The organism is Polaromonas eurypsychrophila, assembly GCF_014641715.1.
In the GTDB taxonomy this organism is placed as follows: domain Bacteria; phylum Pseudomonadota; class Gammaproteobacteria; order Burkholderiales; family Burkholderiaceae_C; genus Polaromonas; species Polaromonas eurypsychrophila.
This window is the reverse complement of the sequence record NZ_BMIG01000020.1, coordinates 47,911-63,353: the sequence shown is the minus strand read 5'-3', so window position 1 is coordinate 63,353 and position 15,443 is coordinate 47,911. Positions and strand designations below refer to the sequence as shown.

The following is a 15,443-nucleotide window of genomic DNA, read 5'->3' as shown; positions in this document are numbered from 1 at the left end:
ACGTCTAATGAAAACCGTCAACCATGTCTCCGCACATGTGTCACCTATGTCTCCGGTCTATACAGCGAAGCAAAAGAAAGTGAGTTGCCGCCGGGCAACCCCCGGCTTGCTGGCGCACTCAAAAATACATTCACACCAAAACCTCAGCCAAAGGTTGATGATGCCCCCCACCCATATGCGCCCCCAACACCTGCCGCTCAGCCCCCGCAGCAGCGGTCTCGAAGACGATGCGCCCGTCACTCATCACCACGATGCGGTCGGCCAGTTCGAGCAACTCGTCCAGGTCCTCGCTGATCAGCAGCACCGCGCCGCCCTGCTGTGCCACGCCGCGCAGGCGGGTGTGGATTTCCTTCACCGCGGCAAAGTCCAGGCCGAACACCGGGTTGGCGGCAATCAGCACCTTGATCTCGCCATGTAATTCCCGCGCCAGCACCGCGCGCTGCACATTGCCGCCCGACAGGCTGCGGATAGTCGCGTTTTCGCTCTGGGTCTTGATGCCGTAGCCGGTGATCCATTCGCGCGCGCGGCTGCGCCAGCGGCCGAAGCGCAAGCGCCCGCCGGCGCACAGCGGCGGCCGGTCGAAGTCGCGCAGCGCCATGTTCTCGGCCACCGAGAGGTCGCCGACGCAGGCATTGCGCAGCGGCTCCTCAGGCAGGCTGCGCACCTTCAGGCGGTGGTTCTCCTCGCGCGTGGCAGCATAAGCCTGGCCGTCCACCCGCACCACGCCGGCGGCGCGCGCGCGCTGGCCGACCAGGGCTTCAACGAGTTCGCGCTGGCCGTTGCCGGAGACGCCGGCGATGCCGAGGATCTCGCCCGCCGCCACCGACAGGTTCAGTTCGCGCACGGCCAGCGTGCCGCGGTCGCCCATGACCTGCAGTCCGTGCACTTCGAGCGGCGCAGCACTTGCTATTTTATTGATAGCTGCTTGCGCTCGTCCAGCATGGGTTGGAGGTCTGTTTTGTTCCGTATCCCGACTTTCATGGCGGGCTGCAGCCGTATCACCGACCATGGCCTGCGCCAGCCGCCCAGGATCGGTCGCCACCACAGAAGTGCTGTGTACGGCCTTGCCACGGCGCAGCACCGTCACGTCATCGGCGTAGGCCATCACTTCGCGGAACTTGTGGGTGATGATCAGCACCGTGCAATGGCCGGCGCGCGCGAAGTCGCGCACATGGCCCAGCACCTCGTCGGCCTCCTGCGGCGTGAGCACCGAGGTCGGCTCGTCGAGGATCAGCAGGCGCGGCCTGAGGTAGAGTTGCTTGAGCAGTTCCAGCTTCTGCTTCTCGCCGGCCGCCATGTCCAGCGGCCGCGCATCCAGGTCCAGACGGAACGGCGTGGTCTGGAGGAAGGCCGCGAGTTCGGCGCGTTTTTGCTTCCAGTTGATCACCGCCGGTGCCTGGCCGCTGGCTAGCAGCAGGTTCTCGGCCACCGTCATGCCGGGCGCCAGCGTGAAATGCTGGTAGACCATGCCGATGCCCAGCGCACGCGCCACCACCGGGTTGTCAATCGCCTGCTCGCGGCCGTCAATCAGGATGCTGCCTTCCGAGGGACGCTGGAAACCCGCCACACATTTGACCAGCGTGCTTTTGCCGGCGCCGTTTTCACCGAGCAGCGCGTGCACCGTGCCCGGCGCCACCTTCAGGCTGACGCTGTCGAGCGCAGTGAAGCTGCCAAAACGCATGCTCATGCGGTAGGTGTCCAGCGCCAGCGCGCCGGTGGCTGGCGGCAGGCTGCCGATGGCTGCGCTTGTGCTCATGGCTGCGCCAGTGCGTCGAGCACGGCCTTTGACACCGCATGCGCGCCGAACACGCCGCCCTGCATGGTGATCATCTTCAATGCCGCCTCGTGGTTGCCCTTGTCGGTGGCGGCGGTACAGTCTGATAGCAGCAGGCATTCGAAGCCGCGGTCATTGGCCTCACGCATGGTGGTGTGCACACACACATCGGTGGTGATGCCGGTCAGGATCAGATTGCGGATGCCGCGCGTGTGCAGCACCCTATCGAGGTCGGTGGCGTAAAACGAGCCCTTGCCGGGTTTGTCAATAATCACCTCGCCGGGCAGCGGCGCGAGCTCGGGAATGATTTCCCAGCCGGGCTCACCGCGCACCAGGATGCGGCCGCAGGGCCCGTCGTCGCCTATGCCCAAGCCGTAGGTGCCGATCTGGCGCGAGCGCCAGCGCTTGTTGGCGGGCAGGTCGGACAGGTCGGGCCGGTGGCCTTCGCGCGTGTGGATCAGGTGGTAGCCCGCGCTGCGCATGCCGGCCATCAGGGTCTTGAGCGGCGCGATCGGCGTGCGTGTCAGCGAGATGTCGTAGCCCATCTTGTCGACGTAGCCGCCCTCGCCGCAGAAATCGATCTGCATGTCGATCACGACCAGTGCGGTGTTGTCCGGCCGCAGGTCGCCGTTCCAGGGCCAGGCGTAGGGGTTGGCGTTGACGAAGCGTTCCATCGTTGCAGTCCTTCTCAAGGTTGGTAGCTGCGCGTCGGCGCGTCGAAACCGCAGGAGGTCCCGTCGGTCACTTCCACCGGCCAGGGCAGCTGGTACTTGCCATCCAGCATGTCGCGCATATAGGTATACGGGCAATCCTGAGCGCCGCCTTTCACAGCCACATAACCGCGGTGGTAGAGCTGGTAGATGTTGTTTTCCACGCCCCAGCCGGTGCGCGCTTCGCGCACCAGATCGGGCCGCACTTCGGCCGTGATGATTTCGTCGGGGCGCCCGCCGCCTTCGACCAGCACGGTGCCGTCGAAGTTGCAGAACATGCCCTCGCCCATGGAGTCGAAGCTGCCGTCGCTGCCGCACAGGCAGACGTTGGCCGTGATGGCCAGATTGCTGAAGGCATTGGCCTGGTTGCTGATCTTCCAGCTGTGGCGTATCGGCGCCGTGTAGCCGGCGGTGCGAAGGATGATTTCCGCGCCCTTGTAGGCGGCCTCGCGCGCCATCTCGGGGAACATGCCGTCGTGGCAGATGATCAGCGCGAGCTTGCTGCCCTTCGGCCCGTCGCAGACCGGCACGCCTAGGTTGCCCGGCTCCCAGGGCTCGACCGGCACCCAGGGATGCAGCTTGCGGTAGTAAAGCTTCACGGCTCCCGTATCGTCGATGATGATGCCGCTGTTGTAGGGGTTGCCGCCGGGGTTGGCCTCCATAATGGAAAAACAGCCCCAGATGTGATTGTCCACACAGGCCCGCTTGAAAGCGGCGACCTCGGGGCCGTCGAGTGTCACCATCAGTTCAGGTGCCATCGACATCGACAGCCCGTGCAGCGAATATTCCGGAAACACCACCAGGTCCATGGTGCTCTGGTTGCGCCGCGCCTTGGCGACCATGTCGCAGATGCGCTGCGTCTGCGCGGCCAGTTGCGCGGGTGTCTCAATTATGGGAAGTTGCAGTTGCACCAGGCCCAAAACTACGCCATGTTTCGATTTATTGAGTCCGCCTAGGCCTGTCATTTTAATTCCTTGTTTGTATTCAACGCGCGGAGGAGAGTTCGCCCGGGCTGCCGCTCACCGTTGTGCCCGGCCGGCAGGTGATGACCAGAATCAGGAGCGTCAGCAGATAGGGAACAATGTTGAACAGGTGGTAGCCCCAGCTGATGCCGATCGACTGAAGCGCCGGGCCGATGGCGCCGGCGCCGCCGAACAGCAGCGAGGTCCAGACGCAGCGGACCGGGCTCCAGCGTGCGAAGATCACCAGCGCCACTGCGATCAGGCCCTGACCGCTGGAGATGCCTTCGTTCCAGCTACCAGGGTAGAACAGCGTGAGCGAGGCGCCACCCAGGCCGGCGACCATGCCGCCCGCAGCAGTGGCGGCGATCCGGATTGCGGACACCGAATAACCGAGGGCGCGGGTGGCATTGGCCGAATCACCCGCCATGCGCACCAGCAGGCCGGCGCGGGTGTTGGCAAAGGCCCACCACAGCGCCACGGCCAGAGCGACGCCTATGGGCACCAGTGCATTGACCTGCAGGGCCGAACGTACGGCGGCCGAGTCACTCCAGTTGCCCAGCGCAATGGCCGGCAGTTGCGGCGCTTGCGGCTGGATCAGCGGCTTGCCCAGGTAGAAGGCCAGGCCCATGCCCAGCAGCATCAGCGCAATGCCGGTAGCGATGTCGTTGACGCGCGGCAGCGAACAGAGCACACCGTGCAAGGTGGCCAGTAGCGCACCGGTGGCGGCGGCGGCCAGCACGCCGATCCAGGCCGAACCGGACAGGTAAGACGCGCCGAAGGCCGACATGGCCGAGAGCACCAGCACGCCTTCCAGACCCAGGTTGATGCGTCCCGATTTTTCGGTGATGCATTCACCCAGGCTGACAAACAGAAAAGGGGCACCGACGCGCAAGGCGCCGCCGACGATGCCGGCAAAGAAAATCAGCAACTGGTCGGCGCTCATGGCTTGTCCTGCGGCAGGGGGATCGGGCTCGGCTCGGACGGACCGAAGCGGTTGATGCGCGCAAAGAATGTTTTCCAGTCCACATCACGCAGCGCTTCGCTGGCCAGGATCAGCACAAAGGCAATGCCCTGCAACACCAGCACAGAAGCATCAGGCAAACCCAGGCGGCGCTGCAGCAGGCTGCCGGCCGCACCGAAGCCGCCGAACAGAATCGCCACCGGGATGATGGCGACCGGATGCTGGCGTGCGATAAATGCCACCAGGATGCCGGCGTAGCCGTATCCGGCAATCAGCGCAGCGTTGGCGTTGGTGTGCACGGCCGCCACCTCGATGGCGCCGGCCACGCCGGCGCAGGCGCCGCCCAGCGCACAGGCCAGCAGGATCAGCTTCGACGCCGGCAGGCCGACCAGCTGCGCCGCGCGCGGGTTGCCGCCGACCACGCGCAGCGCAAAACCCGAAGGCGTGATGCGCATCCACAGGCCGGTCGCCAGGCACGCCAGCACGCCAATTACCAGCCCCCAGTGCACGTCGGAACCGGCGATGCCGCCGATGCGCAAGCCTTCGGCCAGTGAAAAGGTCGAGGGCTTGTTCAGGCTGGACGGGTCGCGCAGCGGACCTTCGACCAGGTGCTTGAACAGACCGATGGCGACATAGGCCAGCAGCAGGCTGCTGATGGTTTCATTGATGCCGCGGTACTGGCGCAGCCAGCCTGCCAGCGTGATCCACAGCCCGCCCGCCGCTGCTGCGGCCAGGCAGACCATCACCGTGCCAGCCGTATTGGCCGGCAGTGGCAGGCCCTGCGCGAGGCCGGCGCAAGCCAGCCCGCCGAGCACCACCGCGCCCTCGCCGCCGATCACCGTCAGGCCCGCGCGCGCCGGAATGGCAACACACAGGGCTGTGAGCATCAGCGGCGCGGCGCGCTGCAAGGTGTTCTGCCACGAATACCAGTCGCCGAAGGCACCCTTGAACAGCAGCAGCCAGACCTCCAGCGGGCTGAAGCCGGCGAACCAGACAAACACGCCGAACAGCCCCAACGCCGCGACGATGGCGCCGACGGGCAGCAGGAAGTTGGCGAGAGAGTGGCGCATCAGCGTGGCGTCGATCGATGGGCCTGTTCGTCAAACACTTCCGATCACACCTTCGACCAGGTAGTTCATCTTCTCCAGCTCAAGATCGGTTTGCTTGAAGACCTTGCCGGCCGGGACGATGGTGCCGCCCTTGTTGTCCTTCAGCGGGCCCTTGAAGATGTCGAAGCTGCCTGCCACCATCTGCGCCTTGACGCTGTCGGCCTGCTTTTTCGCAGCATCGGTCACCGTGGGACCGTAGGCTGACATCTTCACGTAGCCGTCCTTCAGGCCGCCGCGGATGAAGTTGGGATGCGGCTTGCCGCTGCGCGCGGCTTCCACAAAGGTTGTGTAGGCGGTGAGCCAGTTCCACTCGGCGCCGGTCAGGTAGGCCTGGGGCGCGAGTTTGGCCTGGCTGGCGTGGTAACCGCAGACCATCTTGCCGCGTTTGGCCGCGGTCTCGACGATGACCTTCGGACCGTCCACGTGCATGGTGAAGACGTCCACGCCCTGGTCGGCCAGGCTGTTGGTGGCTTCGGCTTCCTTGACCGGCATCGACCAGTCGCCGGTGAAGATCACGCTGGTGGTGATGCCGGGCTTGACGGAACGCGCGCCCAGGGTGAAGGCATTGATGTTGCGCAGCACCTGCGGGATCGGCTTGGCGGCGATGAAGCCGATCTTGTTGCTCTTGGTCATGTGGCCGGCGATCACGCCGTTGAGGTACTGGCACTCCTCGATGTAGCCGAAGAAGCTGGCGGCGTTTTTCGGGTGTTTGCCCTCGGTCCAGAGCCCGCCGCAATGGGCGAAACGCACATTGGGAAACTTGGGCGCTACCGCCAGTACGTGCGGGTCGAAGTAGCCGAAGGAGGTTGGGAATACCAGCGACGCGCCGTCCTGCGCAATCATGCCGGTCATGGTCTTCTGTACGGCCGCGGTCTCGGGCACGTTCTCCTCCTCGACCACCTTGACCCCGGGCATCTTTTTGAGTTCGGCTGCGGCCTGCGCATGCGCCTGGTTGTAACCGTAGTCGTCTCGCGGGCCGACGTAGATCACGCCAACGGTCAGGGGCTTTTGCGCAAACGCAAGTGGGCTGGCGGCCGCAGCGCCGAACGCGGCCAGGGTTTTGATCGAATCGCGGCGATTAAGTAGGTTCATGGTGAGTCCTTGGTTGGGTGGCAAATGGGAAGCGAGGGAAGCGAGGGAAGCGATGGAAGGGGTGGTGGTTATTCGGCGCGGGCGCCGGTGGCTTTGGCGATGACAGCCCAGCGCCGCGAATCGCCCTGGACCATGGTTGCCAGTCGCTTGGCCGGCAAGTAGCGAATCTCGGCGCCGCGCTGCCACATCTGGCCACGCAGGTGTGCATCGGCGGTGACAGCGGCTGTGAGCAAGCGGCGGCGCGGGAGCAAGGAGGTGTGCATGAAGAGGCCTGTTTCTGCTGGAAGGGGTGAGCTATCGCTCAGGCAAGAAGACTCACGTGGGCGGCGACCACGCGCCAGCCCTCAAGCGTGCGCATCCAGGTCTGGCTTTGCCGACCGGTTTCGGCGCTGCCGGCGCGCTGGAATTCGACATTGGCAGTCGCCATGTCGGGGCCATAGGTCGTGATCACGGTTTTCCGCAGGCTGCGTTGCAGCCCCTGTGCGGGCCGTCCTGCGCGGAAGGCCTGGATAGCGGCGTAGCCATAGAGGTTCTCGGTGGTGCCGTAGCGCAGGGTATGCGGGCTGTTCCAGAACAGCTCGTCAAGTACCTCCACCTTGTTGTTGACCAGCGCGTCCTCATAACGTGCAAATGCGGCCGAGACTTCGGCGAGGACCTCGGGAAGATTGATGGCGAGGATGGGGTTCATGGCTTCACAGGGTGACGGACTGAATGTGGGCGACGCCGGCATCAGCCAGCACCTGCGAAGCGCGAAAGGCCAGGTCCTCGCGCCAGGGGGCGGCGATGACTTGCACGCCGAGCGGCATGCCGCCAGTTCCGGCTGGCCACAGCGGCGCGGTCACCACCGGGCAGCCGGCGAAGGAAATGGGTTGCGTCAGCAATCCCATCGCAGCGCGACACGGCTGGCGCACGCCGTTGAGTTCGAGCCACTCGGTGCCAATCACGGTGGCGCTGACCGGCGTGGCCGGTGTCAGCAACACGTCCCAGTCCTTGAACAGGGCGTTGACCTTGTCGCGGTAAACGCGGCGAAATCGCTGCGCGCGCAGATACCAGTGCACCGGCTGCAACGCGCCGGCGATGAAACGGTCCACCGACAGCGGCTCGAAATCGTCGGCACGCGTGCGCAAATCGCCCAGGTGCAGGCTGCCGCCTTCGCTCGCGGTGATGATGAAGGCCGCTGCGCGCGCCAGCGCTGCATCGGGCCAAGTCACCTCTGCTTGCGCGCCCAAAGTGCGGCCGGCCAGCGCCACCGCCGCGCGCGCTTCAGGTCCGGCGTTGTCATGAAAGTAGCCGCCGAGCACACCGATACGCAGGCCGGCTATCCCCTTGCCCAAAGCCGACGTCACCGGCTGCACACGCAGCGCATGGCTGCCGGGGTCCAGCGGGTCGGGCTGTTGCAGCGTGTCGTAGGCCAGGCCAAGTCCGGCCAGGCTGCTGGCCATCGGCCCGAGGTGGTCGATGCTGTGCACAAAGGGATAGGTGCCGCGGCGTGACAAGCGGCCGAAAGTGGGCTTGAGTCCCCAGACGCCGCACAGCGAGGACGGCACACGGATGGAGCCATTGGTGTCCGAGCCCAGCGTTACCGGCACCTGGCCGGCCGCGACCGCTGCACCCGAGCCGCCTGAGGAGCCGCCGGCAACCCGCGTCAGGTCGTGCGGGTTGTGGCAGGGCCCGTAATGCGTGTTCTCGGTGGTGAAACCGTAGGCGTATTCGTCCATGTTGAGTGCGCCCACCAGCACCGCGCCGGCGGCCTTCATCTGCGTGATCAGCACCGCGTCGGCCGAAGCTGCCGGCAGGCCCTGGTTGACCTTCGAGCCGGCCAGAGTGGTCAGTCCCTCAATGTCAAACAGGTTCTTGACCGCATAGGGCACACCGGCCAGCGGCCCCAGGGTGTCGCCGCGGGCTCGCTGCGCGTCCACCGCATCGGCCTCGGCGCGGGCGCGTGCCGCAGTCGTTTCGGTGAAGGCATTGACCTGGCCGTCAGTGGCGGCGATACACGAAAGGCTGGCGTCTACCAGCTCGCGCGCACTGAGCTCGCCTGCAGCAACAGCGGCAGCCATGGTGGCGGCGTCAAACGTTATGACTTTCATAGCTGGGATGGCCGGTCATCCATGGGCGGAAAGGCTGCAGGGCTGTAAATTGCAGCCAGTTCGTCGTGCGGTGCCAACGGCGCGGTATCCAGCAGCGCGGCCATGGCGGCGGTGCGCTGCAGGTGGGCGACGACCCGCGCCGCACGTGCCGGCGACAGCGGCAGCCCCAGCATGGCGGCGGTGCTGCCAACATAGGCCGCGATCTTTGCTTCGTCCATTGTTTCAATTCTCCGGATGTCTCAGCGCCGCACTTCGCTCTGGAAAATCTCCAGGCTCAGTTTTTTGGTGCTGATGAAGCCCGGCTCGGACAGCGTGTCCACCGTGCGCGGCCGGACATCGTTGTAGGGCAGGATTTCGGCGACGCGTGTCGGCCGTTTGGTCAGCAGCAGCACCTGGTCGGCCAAGTAGACCGCTTCTTCCAGGTCGTGTGACACCAGCAGCATGGTGGTGCCGGTTTGCATGAAGACTTCCTGCAGCTTTTCACGTATGAACAGCGTCATCTCGAAGTCAAGCGCAGAGAAGGGTTCGTCCAGGAATAGCACCTCGGGGTTGTTGGCCAGTGCCCGCATGATGGAGGCGGTCTGCTGCTGGCCGCCCGAGAGTTCATAGGGGTAGCGGTTGAGGTCGAACTTGACGTCAAAAGAGGCCACCAGCTCGGCCATGCGCCGGTCCACCTCAGCCTTGGACCTGCCTTCGAGCTTCAGCGGGTAGGCAATGTTGTCGATGGTGCGCATCCAAGGGAACATCGCTTCGCGGTAGTTCTGGAACACGTAGCCGATCTTGGTGTCCTTCAGCGACTTGCCATCGAACAGGATCTCGCCGGCATCGATGGGCACCAGCCCGGCGATCATGTTGATCAGCGTGGACTTGCCGCACCCGTTGGGCCCGAACACCGAGACAATCTTGTGTTTCGGGATATCGAGGTTGAAGTCCTCGTACAGCGGCCATCCGGCGAAATACTTGGTCAGCCCGCGGATGGTGATTTGTGTGCCGGCCGGACCAGGCTGAAATTCGCGCACAGGCACATCGGCAAACACCGGCGCATTGATTACAGCGGACATGACGCACTCCAATAAGTTTCATGTTGAGGAAACGCCCGCGCACACTTCCCCTTCAAGCAGGGGCCGCGGGTCCGGCTCCGCCGGCCCGCAGGCGCAGCGGCCCCCTCGGGGGGCAGCGTAGTACCCGAAGCGACAAGCGTGGGGGCCATATTCACCTACCGCTCCAATGCACAATGCGGCGCTCAAGCAACAGGAAAAAGATGTTGAGTGCGTAACCCAGCGCGCCGGCAGCCAGGATGGACGCATACATGTCCTTCACGTTCATCACCTGCTGCGAGTTGATGATTCGGTTGCCCAGGCCGGTGTCGGCACCGATGAACATCTCGGCAACAATCACAATCACCAGTGCCATCGACACGGCAGAACGCAGGCCGACAAAACTCGGCTGCAGGCTTTCCCAGATCAGCACATCCTTGAACACCTGCCAGCGCGTGGCACCCATGACTTTGGCCGCCATCACACGCTGCTTGCGCGCATTGATCACGCCGTAGGCGCTGTTGAAGACCACAATCAGCCACGCGCCAAAAGCGGCAATAGCCACCTTGTTGATGTCGGACACGCCGAAGATCATCAGGAACAGCGGGATCAGCGCCGAGGACGGCGTCGAGCGGAAGAAATCGATCAGGAACTCGACGCTGCGGTAGGCCTTTTCGTTGCTGCCCAGCAGTACGCCCAGCGGCATGCCGATCGCGGCGGCGATCATGAACGCCTGCACCGTGCGCCATACCGTGACCGCGAAGTCCTTGAGCAGCGGCCCACCGGCCAGGCCGTTGACCAGCGCGCCGAGGGCATCGAGCGGCGGAGGGAGCAGGATGGGCTTGATGAAGCCGAAACGTACCACCATGTCCCAGACGATGAAGAGCACCACCGGGCCGATGAAGGGCAGCGCCTTGTCCAGCGCTGGCGTGCGTTGCACAACGGCCACCGGCGTGGCAGCAGGCGGCGCCCAGGGCTTGGTGGGCGCTGCCGGTGCCGCCGTCGCAGAGGTGGTGGTCATCTTGCTCAGCCCTTGTAGAGCATTGAGTCCACCATCAGACGTGAACTGAAGATGCCTTTTTCGGAGAACAGGTCGAAGAACTTCTGAAAGTGCGCAACGTCAGCCGGCTTGAATTCGTTGTACATCATGTAGGCCGCCAGCGGTACCTCGGCGGTGAGCGCGCCCTCGATGGGTGTGTAACCCTTGAGGTACTGGCGCGCCTCGACCGACTTGCTGCGCACGTAGGCCACGCCCTTGCCGTAGGCGGCAACGAATTTTTTGGCGGCATCGGGGTTCTTCTTGATGAAGTCTGAAGACAGCGAGGCCGAACCGCCGAACCACGGGGCCATCGGGTCGCCCAACACGTAGCGCGCAATCACGCCAGCCTCAAGCACACGCGTGGTGCCGTTCATGCGGCCTATGGTGCCGGTGGGCTCCAGCGTGTAGGCGCCGTCGATCTGGCCGGCGGCCAGCGCGGCCACATGCTGGCCAATCGGCAACTCGACCACGGTCGCACCCACGGCGCCGCCGCGCTCCAGCACCGTTTTGGCCAGGGTCACGTTCTGGATGCCAGGACCGGAGCCGATGCGCTTGCCCTTGAGATCGGCCATCACCTTGGCGGGACTGGCCACCGGAACGATGACCTCGTCGAGCACGTTTTTCACATTGCTCGGGTTAGAACAGAAAATCTTGAAGGTGCCAGGCTGGGCCAATTCACCGATGGCGATATTGGCCGAGCCGGTGCCGTTGGCGGTGCCATCGGAGCGGCCCGAGAGCACGGCTTCCATGACCTGCTGCGCGCCTGCGAACTTGAGCGGCTCCACGTCCAGGCCGGCTTCCTTGAAGTAGCCCAGCTCGATGGCCGCGTAAAACGGCAGGCCGGCGGCGATGGGCCAGTAGCCGATGCGTATTTTCGGTGCGGCCTGGGCGCGCACGATGGCGGGCATGCCGAGCACGCCAAGCAAGGAGGCGCCTGTGACCATGGCTTTCCTGCGGGTGACGGTGGCGGGGGACGTTGTGCTGGGAATGCTCATGGGAACTCCTTGGGTGAGAAAGGGTGGGTAAAAAAAGCGGAAAGCGTCAGGCCGCCAGGGGTTTGAGCGACTGGATATAGGCACGCCAGCCGCCAAGATGCGAAATGTCACGGGCACCGCTCTGCAGGGCCTGGGCCTCGCAGACAAAACCCTGCACGCTGCTACCGTCGCCTAGTTCCAGCGTGCCTATGCCCAGCGGCGCGGGAATCAGCGCGACAAACGAGCCGTATTCGGCCAGCGGCATGGCCCAAATTTCCAGTGCGATGCGCTCGCCCTGGTCAGGCGCCACACGCAGCAGGCCGGGCTTGGGTGGCGTGGTGCCGGGCAAGGCATACAGCCTGTAATGCGCTGCGGTTTCAGTGCTGCAAATCAGTGTGGCGCCGCGCTCGGTCAGTTGGCCGTTGAGCGGCATGCCCGAGAGGTGCGCGCCCACCACGGCGACCCGTACGGTCGCAGGGGGGCGCAGGCCGGTGATGGGCACCATCGCAGGCAGGGGCTCGCCGGTCGCGCCCTGCGTGAGCCCGCTCTGGTGATGGTATCGCTGGCCGAGATCGGCCAATTGCCAATCGCTGCCGCAGGGACCAATCAGGGTGATGCCAAACGGCAGACCGTCTGCCCGCATCGAGCTGGGCACCGACAGCGCTGCGTAATCAAGCAGGTTCACGAAATTGGTGTAGGCGCCGAGCTTGCGGTTCAGCGCCACCGGGTCGTGCTGCATTTGCGCAATCGTGTAGTGCGTGGGTGCGGTCGGCACCAGTAGCAAATCAATGCCGCTCCACATCGCATCGGCCTGCTGGCCCAGCAGCTTGACGCGGGTCTGCACTTCATAAAGGTCGGCAGCGCTGTAATTGCGACCGGCGGCAATGATGCTGCGGACCGGTTCGACAACATCGCCTTCGTGCGCATCAAAGAAACCGCGTATCGCGGCATAACGCTCCGCCACCAGCGCACTTTCATAAAGTAGCGCCGCCACCTCGGCGAGCGGGCTGAAATCGAGGGACACGGCGGTGCCGCCCATGGCCTGCAGGCGAACGATCGCGTCTCCGAACGCCGCCTCGGCGGCGGCATCACCATAAAACTCGGGTGCCGACGGCACCCCAAAACGGAAAGTGGCAGGGAAAGGCTGGCTGCTCAACACCAGCTTGCGCGACCAGGCATCGAGCGGGTCGTGCCCCATGGCACTTTCAAGCACACGCACGGCGGTGGCGACGGTGCGCGCAAAGATGGAGACACAGTCCACACTCTGGGCGGCCGGCACCACGCCGCGCGCGCTGATCACGCCGCGCGAGGGCTTCAGGCCGACGATGTTGTTCAGGCCGGCCGGCACGCGGCCGGAGCCGGCGGTGTCGGTGCCTAGGGCGAAGTCCACCTGACCGGTGGCCACCACATAAGCCGAGCCAGAGCTGGAGCCTCCCGATACATACAGCGGATTGAACGCATTGGGGACGGCGCCAAACGGTGAGCGCGTACCGTTCAGGCCGCAGGCAAACTGATCGAGGTTGGTTTTACCGGCCAGCGACGCACCAGCATCGCGCAGTTTTTGCACAACAGCAGCGTTGGCCGGTGGCGTGTAGGCAAAGGCCGGGCAGGCCGCCGTGGTCGGCAGGCCGGCGGCGTCGATGTTGTCCTTGACGGCAAAACGCAGGCCTGCGAGCGGGCCCGCTCCCACCTCATCGGCAGCCGACAGGGCAGCTTGCGCCGGTTGGTAGATCCAGGCCTCATCCGCCCAGGCCGGGTTGCGCTTGGCAGGATCGAGATTCATGAAAGGGCGCACCAATTTAAAGCATCCATACTTGTGTACAAGATGAGATGCAAGGGGCGTGCCAAGTGATCCTGTAGTCGCTGCCGTCGGCGGCGTTTTGACGCGGCGTCAGTCGGGCGCGCAAGCGCGCGGAGCGCAGGCGCCCTGTGTTTGTGTATTAAATGGGCTGCTAGCCCATGGCCGGTGGGCGCAGACAGCTATATTTTTAATAGCAAATGCAAACGTCGTCGGCCATGCGGATCAAAGCGTGAGGGCGTAATCCACGGTGATCGGCGCGTGGTCGGAGAAGCGTTGCGCCTTGTAGATGGTTTCGCTTTTGGCCAGTGCTGCCAGTGCAGGCGTTGCCAAATGGTAGTCCAGCCGCCAGCCGACGTTCTTCGCGTAGGCCTGCCCGCGGTTACTCCACCAGGTGTAAGCCGCGTCGGTGGTGGTCGGCTGCAGTTTGCGGTAGACATCAACCATGCCGCCACCGCGTGTGGCCTTTTCCGTGGGCTGGCCAGTGCCTTCGGTCAGTTCTTCGAGCGCTTCTTCCGCCGCTTCGGCGTCGCGCAGCAGAGCAGTCATCCACGCACGCTCTTCGGGCAAAAAGCCGCTGTTCTTTTTGTTGCCCTTGAAATTTTTCAGGTCGATCTCCTGGTGCGCAATGTTGATGTCGCCACACAGCACGAAGTCGCGGTTTTCCTTGAGGCTGGCGAGGTAAGGGTAAAACTCGGCCAGAAAACGGAACTTCGCGGCCTGGCGTTCCTCGCCTGAGGAACCACTCGGGAAATAACAACTGATGATGGACAGTTTGGGTGCCTGATTGCGGCCGGGACGGTCAAAGCGCAACTCGACGTAGCGGCCTTCGGCGTCGAATTCATGCGAGCCGTAACCGGTGATCACGTCGCTGGGCTCGTGGCGGCTGTACACCGCCACACCGGAATAGCCCTTTTTCTCGGCAAAGTGAAAGTGCCCTTTGAGGCCGGCAATCTCGTCGAAGCGCCCGGCCACGTTGGCCGCCTGGGCCTTGAGCTCCTGCATGCAAATACAATCCGGCTGGGTCTGGGCCACCCATTCGGGCATGCCTTTGGTGGCGGCGGAACGGATGCCGTTGAGGTTCAGGCTGGTCAACTTAAACATGGGACTCCAATGAGCATAACAACAGGCACGCCAGGGCAGGCCCGCAAGCATCACCCACAGGGCGACATTCAAAACGACGAAGGCCGTGCGCTGGCACAGGAATTCGTGCAGTTTGCCATTGCGTCCGGCGTGCTGCGCTTCGGCGAGTTCAAGACCAAGGCCGGGCGCATGAGCCCCTATTTTTTCAATGCGGGCCTGTTTGACGACGGCGCCAAGCTCGGCCGCCTGGCCCAATTTTATGCGCGCGGCCTGCTGCTGGAAGAGAAAACCAGCGGCCTGCAGTTCGACATGATTTTTGGTCCGGCTTACAAGGGCATCCCGCTGGTCGCGGCCGTGGCCGTGGAGCTGGCACGTCTCGGCCGCAACCTGCCGTTTGCCTACAATCGCAAGGAAGCCAAGGACCACGGCGAGGGCGGCTCGCTGGTCGGCGCACCTGTCAAGGGGCGGGTGTTGATCCTTGACGACGTGATTTCGGCCGGCACCGCGACACGCGAGTCGATTGCCATCATCCGCGCAGCAGGCGCCACGCCGCATGCGGTGGCCATCGCGCTGGACCGGCAGGAGAAGGCGGTCGAAAACGGCCAGGACGTGGCTTACAGCGCCGTACAGTTTGTCACTCGCGAGTTGGGGCTTCACGTTTTCGCGATTGCCCGATTGACCGACTTGCTGCAGTATCTGGCTGAGGCGGGCAAAGCGCCTGCTGTTGATGCGGAACCAAACAGCGGCGACTCGCTTCAGACCCATTACCAGCGCGTGCTGGACTACCGGCAGCGTTACGGCGTTGATTGAGGAA

Annotated in this window: 16 protein-coding genes; 1 reads left to right on the top strand and 15 read right to left on the bottom strand. The window is 64.4% G+C overall.

Annotated features, from left to right (window positions below):
• Positions 1–130: 130 nt before the first annotated feature.
• The 15 genes from IEX16_RS19095 to IEX16_RS19025 all read right to left on the bottom strand — a co-directional run bounded on the left by IEX16_RS19095 (position 131) and on the right by IEX16_RS19025 (position 14,650).
• A complete protein-coding gene (locus tag IEX16_RS19095; RefSeq protein ID WP_188710148.1) occupies positions 131–1,756 on the bottom strand; it encodes an ABC transporter ATP-binding protein in 1,626 nt (541 codons plus the stop codon).
• The gene (biuH, locus tag IEX16_RS19090; protein ID WP_188710146.1) at positions 1,753–2,448 is read right to left on the bottom strand and encodes a biuret amidohydrolase; all 696 of its coding nucleotides are present in this window, start codon (positions 2,446–2,448) and stop codon (positions 1,753–1,755) included. The genes IEX16_RS19095 and biuH overlap by 4 nt, the downstream gene beginning before the upstream one ends.
• Before the next feature lie 14 nt (positions 2,449–2,462).
• On the bottom strand, positions 2,463–3,449 hold the full coding sequence (locus IEX16_RS19085; RefSeq protein ID WP_188710145.1) for a formamidase: 987 nt from the start codon (positions 3,447–3,449) through the stop codon (positions 2,463–2,465).
• 19 nt (positions 3,450–3,468) lie between these two features.
• A complete protein-coding gene (locus tag IEX16_RS19080) occupies positions 3,469–4,389 on the bottom strand; it encodes an ABC transporter permease (RefSeq protein WP_188710142.1) in 921 nt (306 codons plus the stop codon).
• Positions 4,386–5,477, bottom strand: coding sequence for an ABC transporter permease (locus tag IEX16_RS19075; protein WP_188710141.1), 1,092 nt, complete (start codon positions 5,475–5,477; stop codon positions 4,386–4,388). Before IEX16_RS19075 ends, IEX16_RS19080 begins: the two co-directional genes overlap by 4 nt.
• Before the next feature lie 30 nt (positions 5,478–5,507).
• A complete protein-coding gene (locus tag IEX16_RS19070) occupies positions 5,508–6,608 on the bottom strand; it encodes a BMP family ABC transporter substrate-binding protein (RefSeq protein WP_188710138.1) in 1,101 nt (366 codons plus the stop codon).
• 68 nt (positions 6,609–6,676) lie between these two features.
• A complete protein-coding gene (locus tag IEX16_RS19065) occupies positions 6,677–6,871 on the bottom strand; it encodes a hypothetical protein (RefSeq protein ID WP_188710136.1) in 195 nt (64 codons plus the stop codon).
• Positions 6,872–6,909: 38 nt separating this feature from the next.
• Positions 6,910–7,296, bottom strand: coding sequence for an oxalurate catabolism protein HpxZ (gene hpxZ / locus IEX16_RS19060; RefSeq protein WP_188710134.1), 387 nt, complete (start codon positions 7,294–7,296; stop codon positions 6,910–6,912).
• Between the two features lie 4 nt (positions 7,297–7,300).
• The gene (locus IEX16_RS19055; RefSeq protein ID WP_188710132.1) at positions 7,301–8,698 is read right to left on the bottom strand and encodes an AtzE family amidohydrolase; all 1,398 of its coding nucleotides are present in this window, start codon (positions 8,696–8,698) and stop codon (positions 7,301–7,303) included.
• A complete protein-coding gene (locus IEX16_RS19050; protein WP_188710130.1) occupies positions 8,695–8,916 on the bottom strand; it encodes a DUF4089 domain-containing protein in 222 nt (73 codons plus the stop codon). The genes IEX16_RS19055 and IEX16_RS19050 overlap by 4 nt, the downstream gene beginning before the upstream one ends.
• Before the next feature lie 21 nt (positions 8,917–8,937).
• Complete coding sequence (locus IEX16_RS19045) at positions 8,938–9,759, bottom strand: ABC transporter ATP-binding protein (protein WP_188710128.1); 822 nt, start codon at positions 9,757–9,759, stop codon at positions 8,938–8,940.
• Positions 9,760–9,910: 151 nt separating this feature from the next.
• Positions 9,911–10,756 carry an ABC transporter permease gene (locus IEX16_RS19040; RefSeq protein ID WP_188710126.1) on the bottom strand — a complete coding sequence of 282 codons (846 nt, stop codon included), beginning with the start codon at positions 10,754–10,756 and terminating at the stop codon, positions 9,911–9,913.
• A 5-nt stretch (positions 10,757–10,761) separates the two neighbouring features.
• A complete protein-coding gene (locus tag IEX16_RS19035; RefSeq protein WP_188710124.1) occupies positions 10,762–11,769 on the bottom strand; it encodes an ABC transporter substrate-binding protein in 1,008 nt (335 codons plus the stop codon).
• Positions 11,770–11,815: 46 nt separating this feature from the next.
• Entirely contained in the window at positions 11,816–13,531 is a 1,716-nt protein-coding gene (gene atzF, locus IEX16_RS19030; protein WP_188710122.1) for an allophanate hydrolase, read from the bottom strand.
• 240 nt (positions 13,532–13,771) lie between these two features.
• Positions 13,772–14,650, bottom strand: a complete 879-nt coding sequence (locus IEX16_RS19025; protein ID WP_188710120.1) for an exodeoxyribonuclease III — start codon at positions 14,648–14,650, stop codon at positions 13,772–13,774.
• Positions 14,651–14,659: 9 nt separating this feature from the next.
• On the opposite strand from IEX16_RS19025, the gene pyrE reads away from it, so the two are divergent.
• Entirely contained in the window at positions 14,660–15,439 is a 780-nt protein-coding gene (gene pyrE / locus IEX16_RS19020; protein WP_188710118.1) for an orotate phosphoribosyltransferase, read from the top strand.
• The last annotated feature ends 4 nt before the right edge of the window (positions 15,440–15,443 follow it).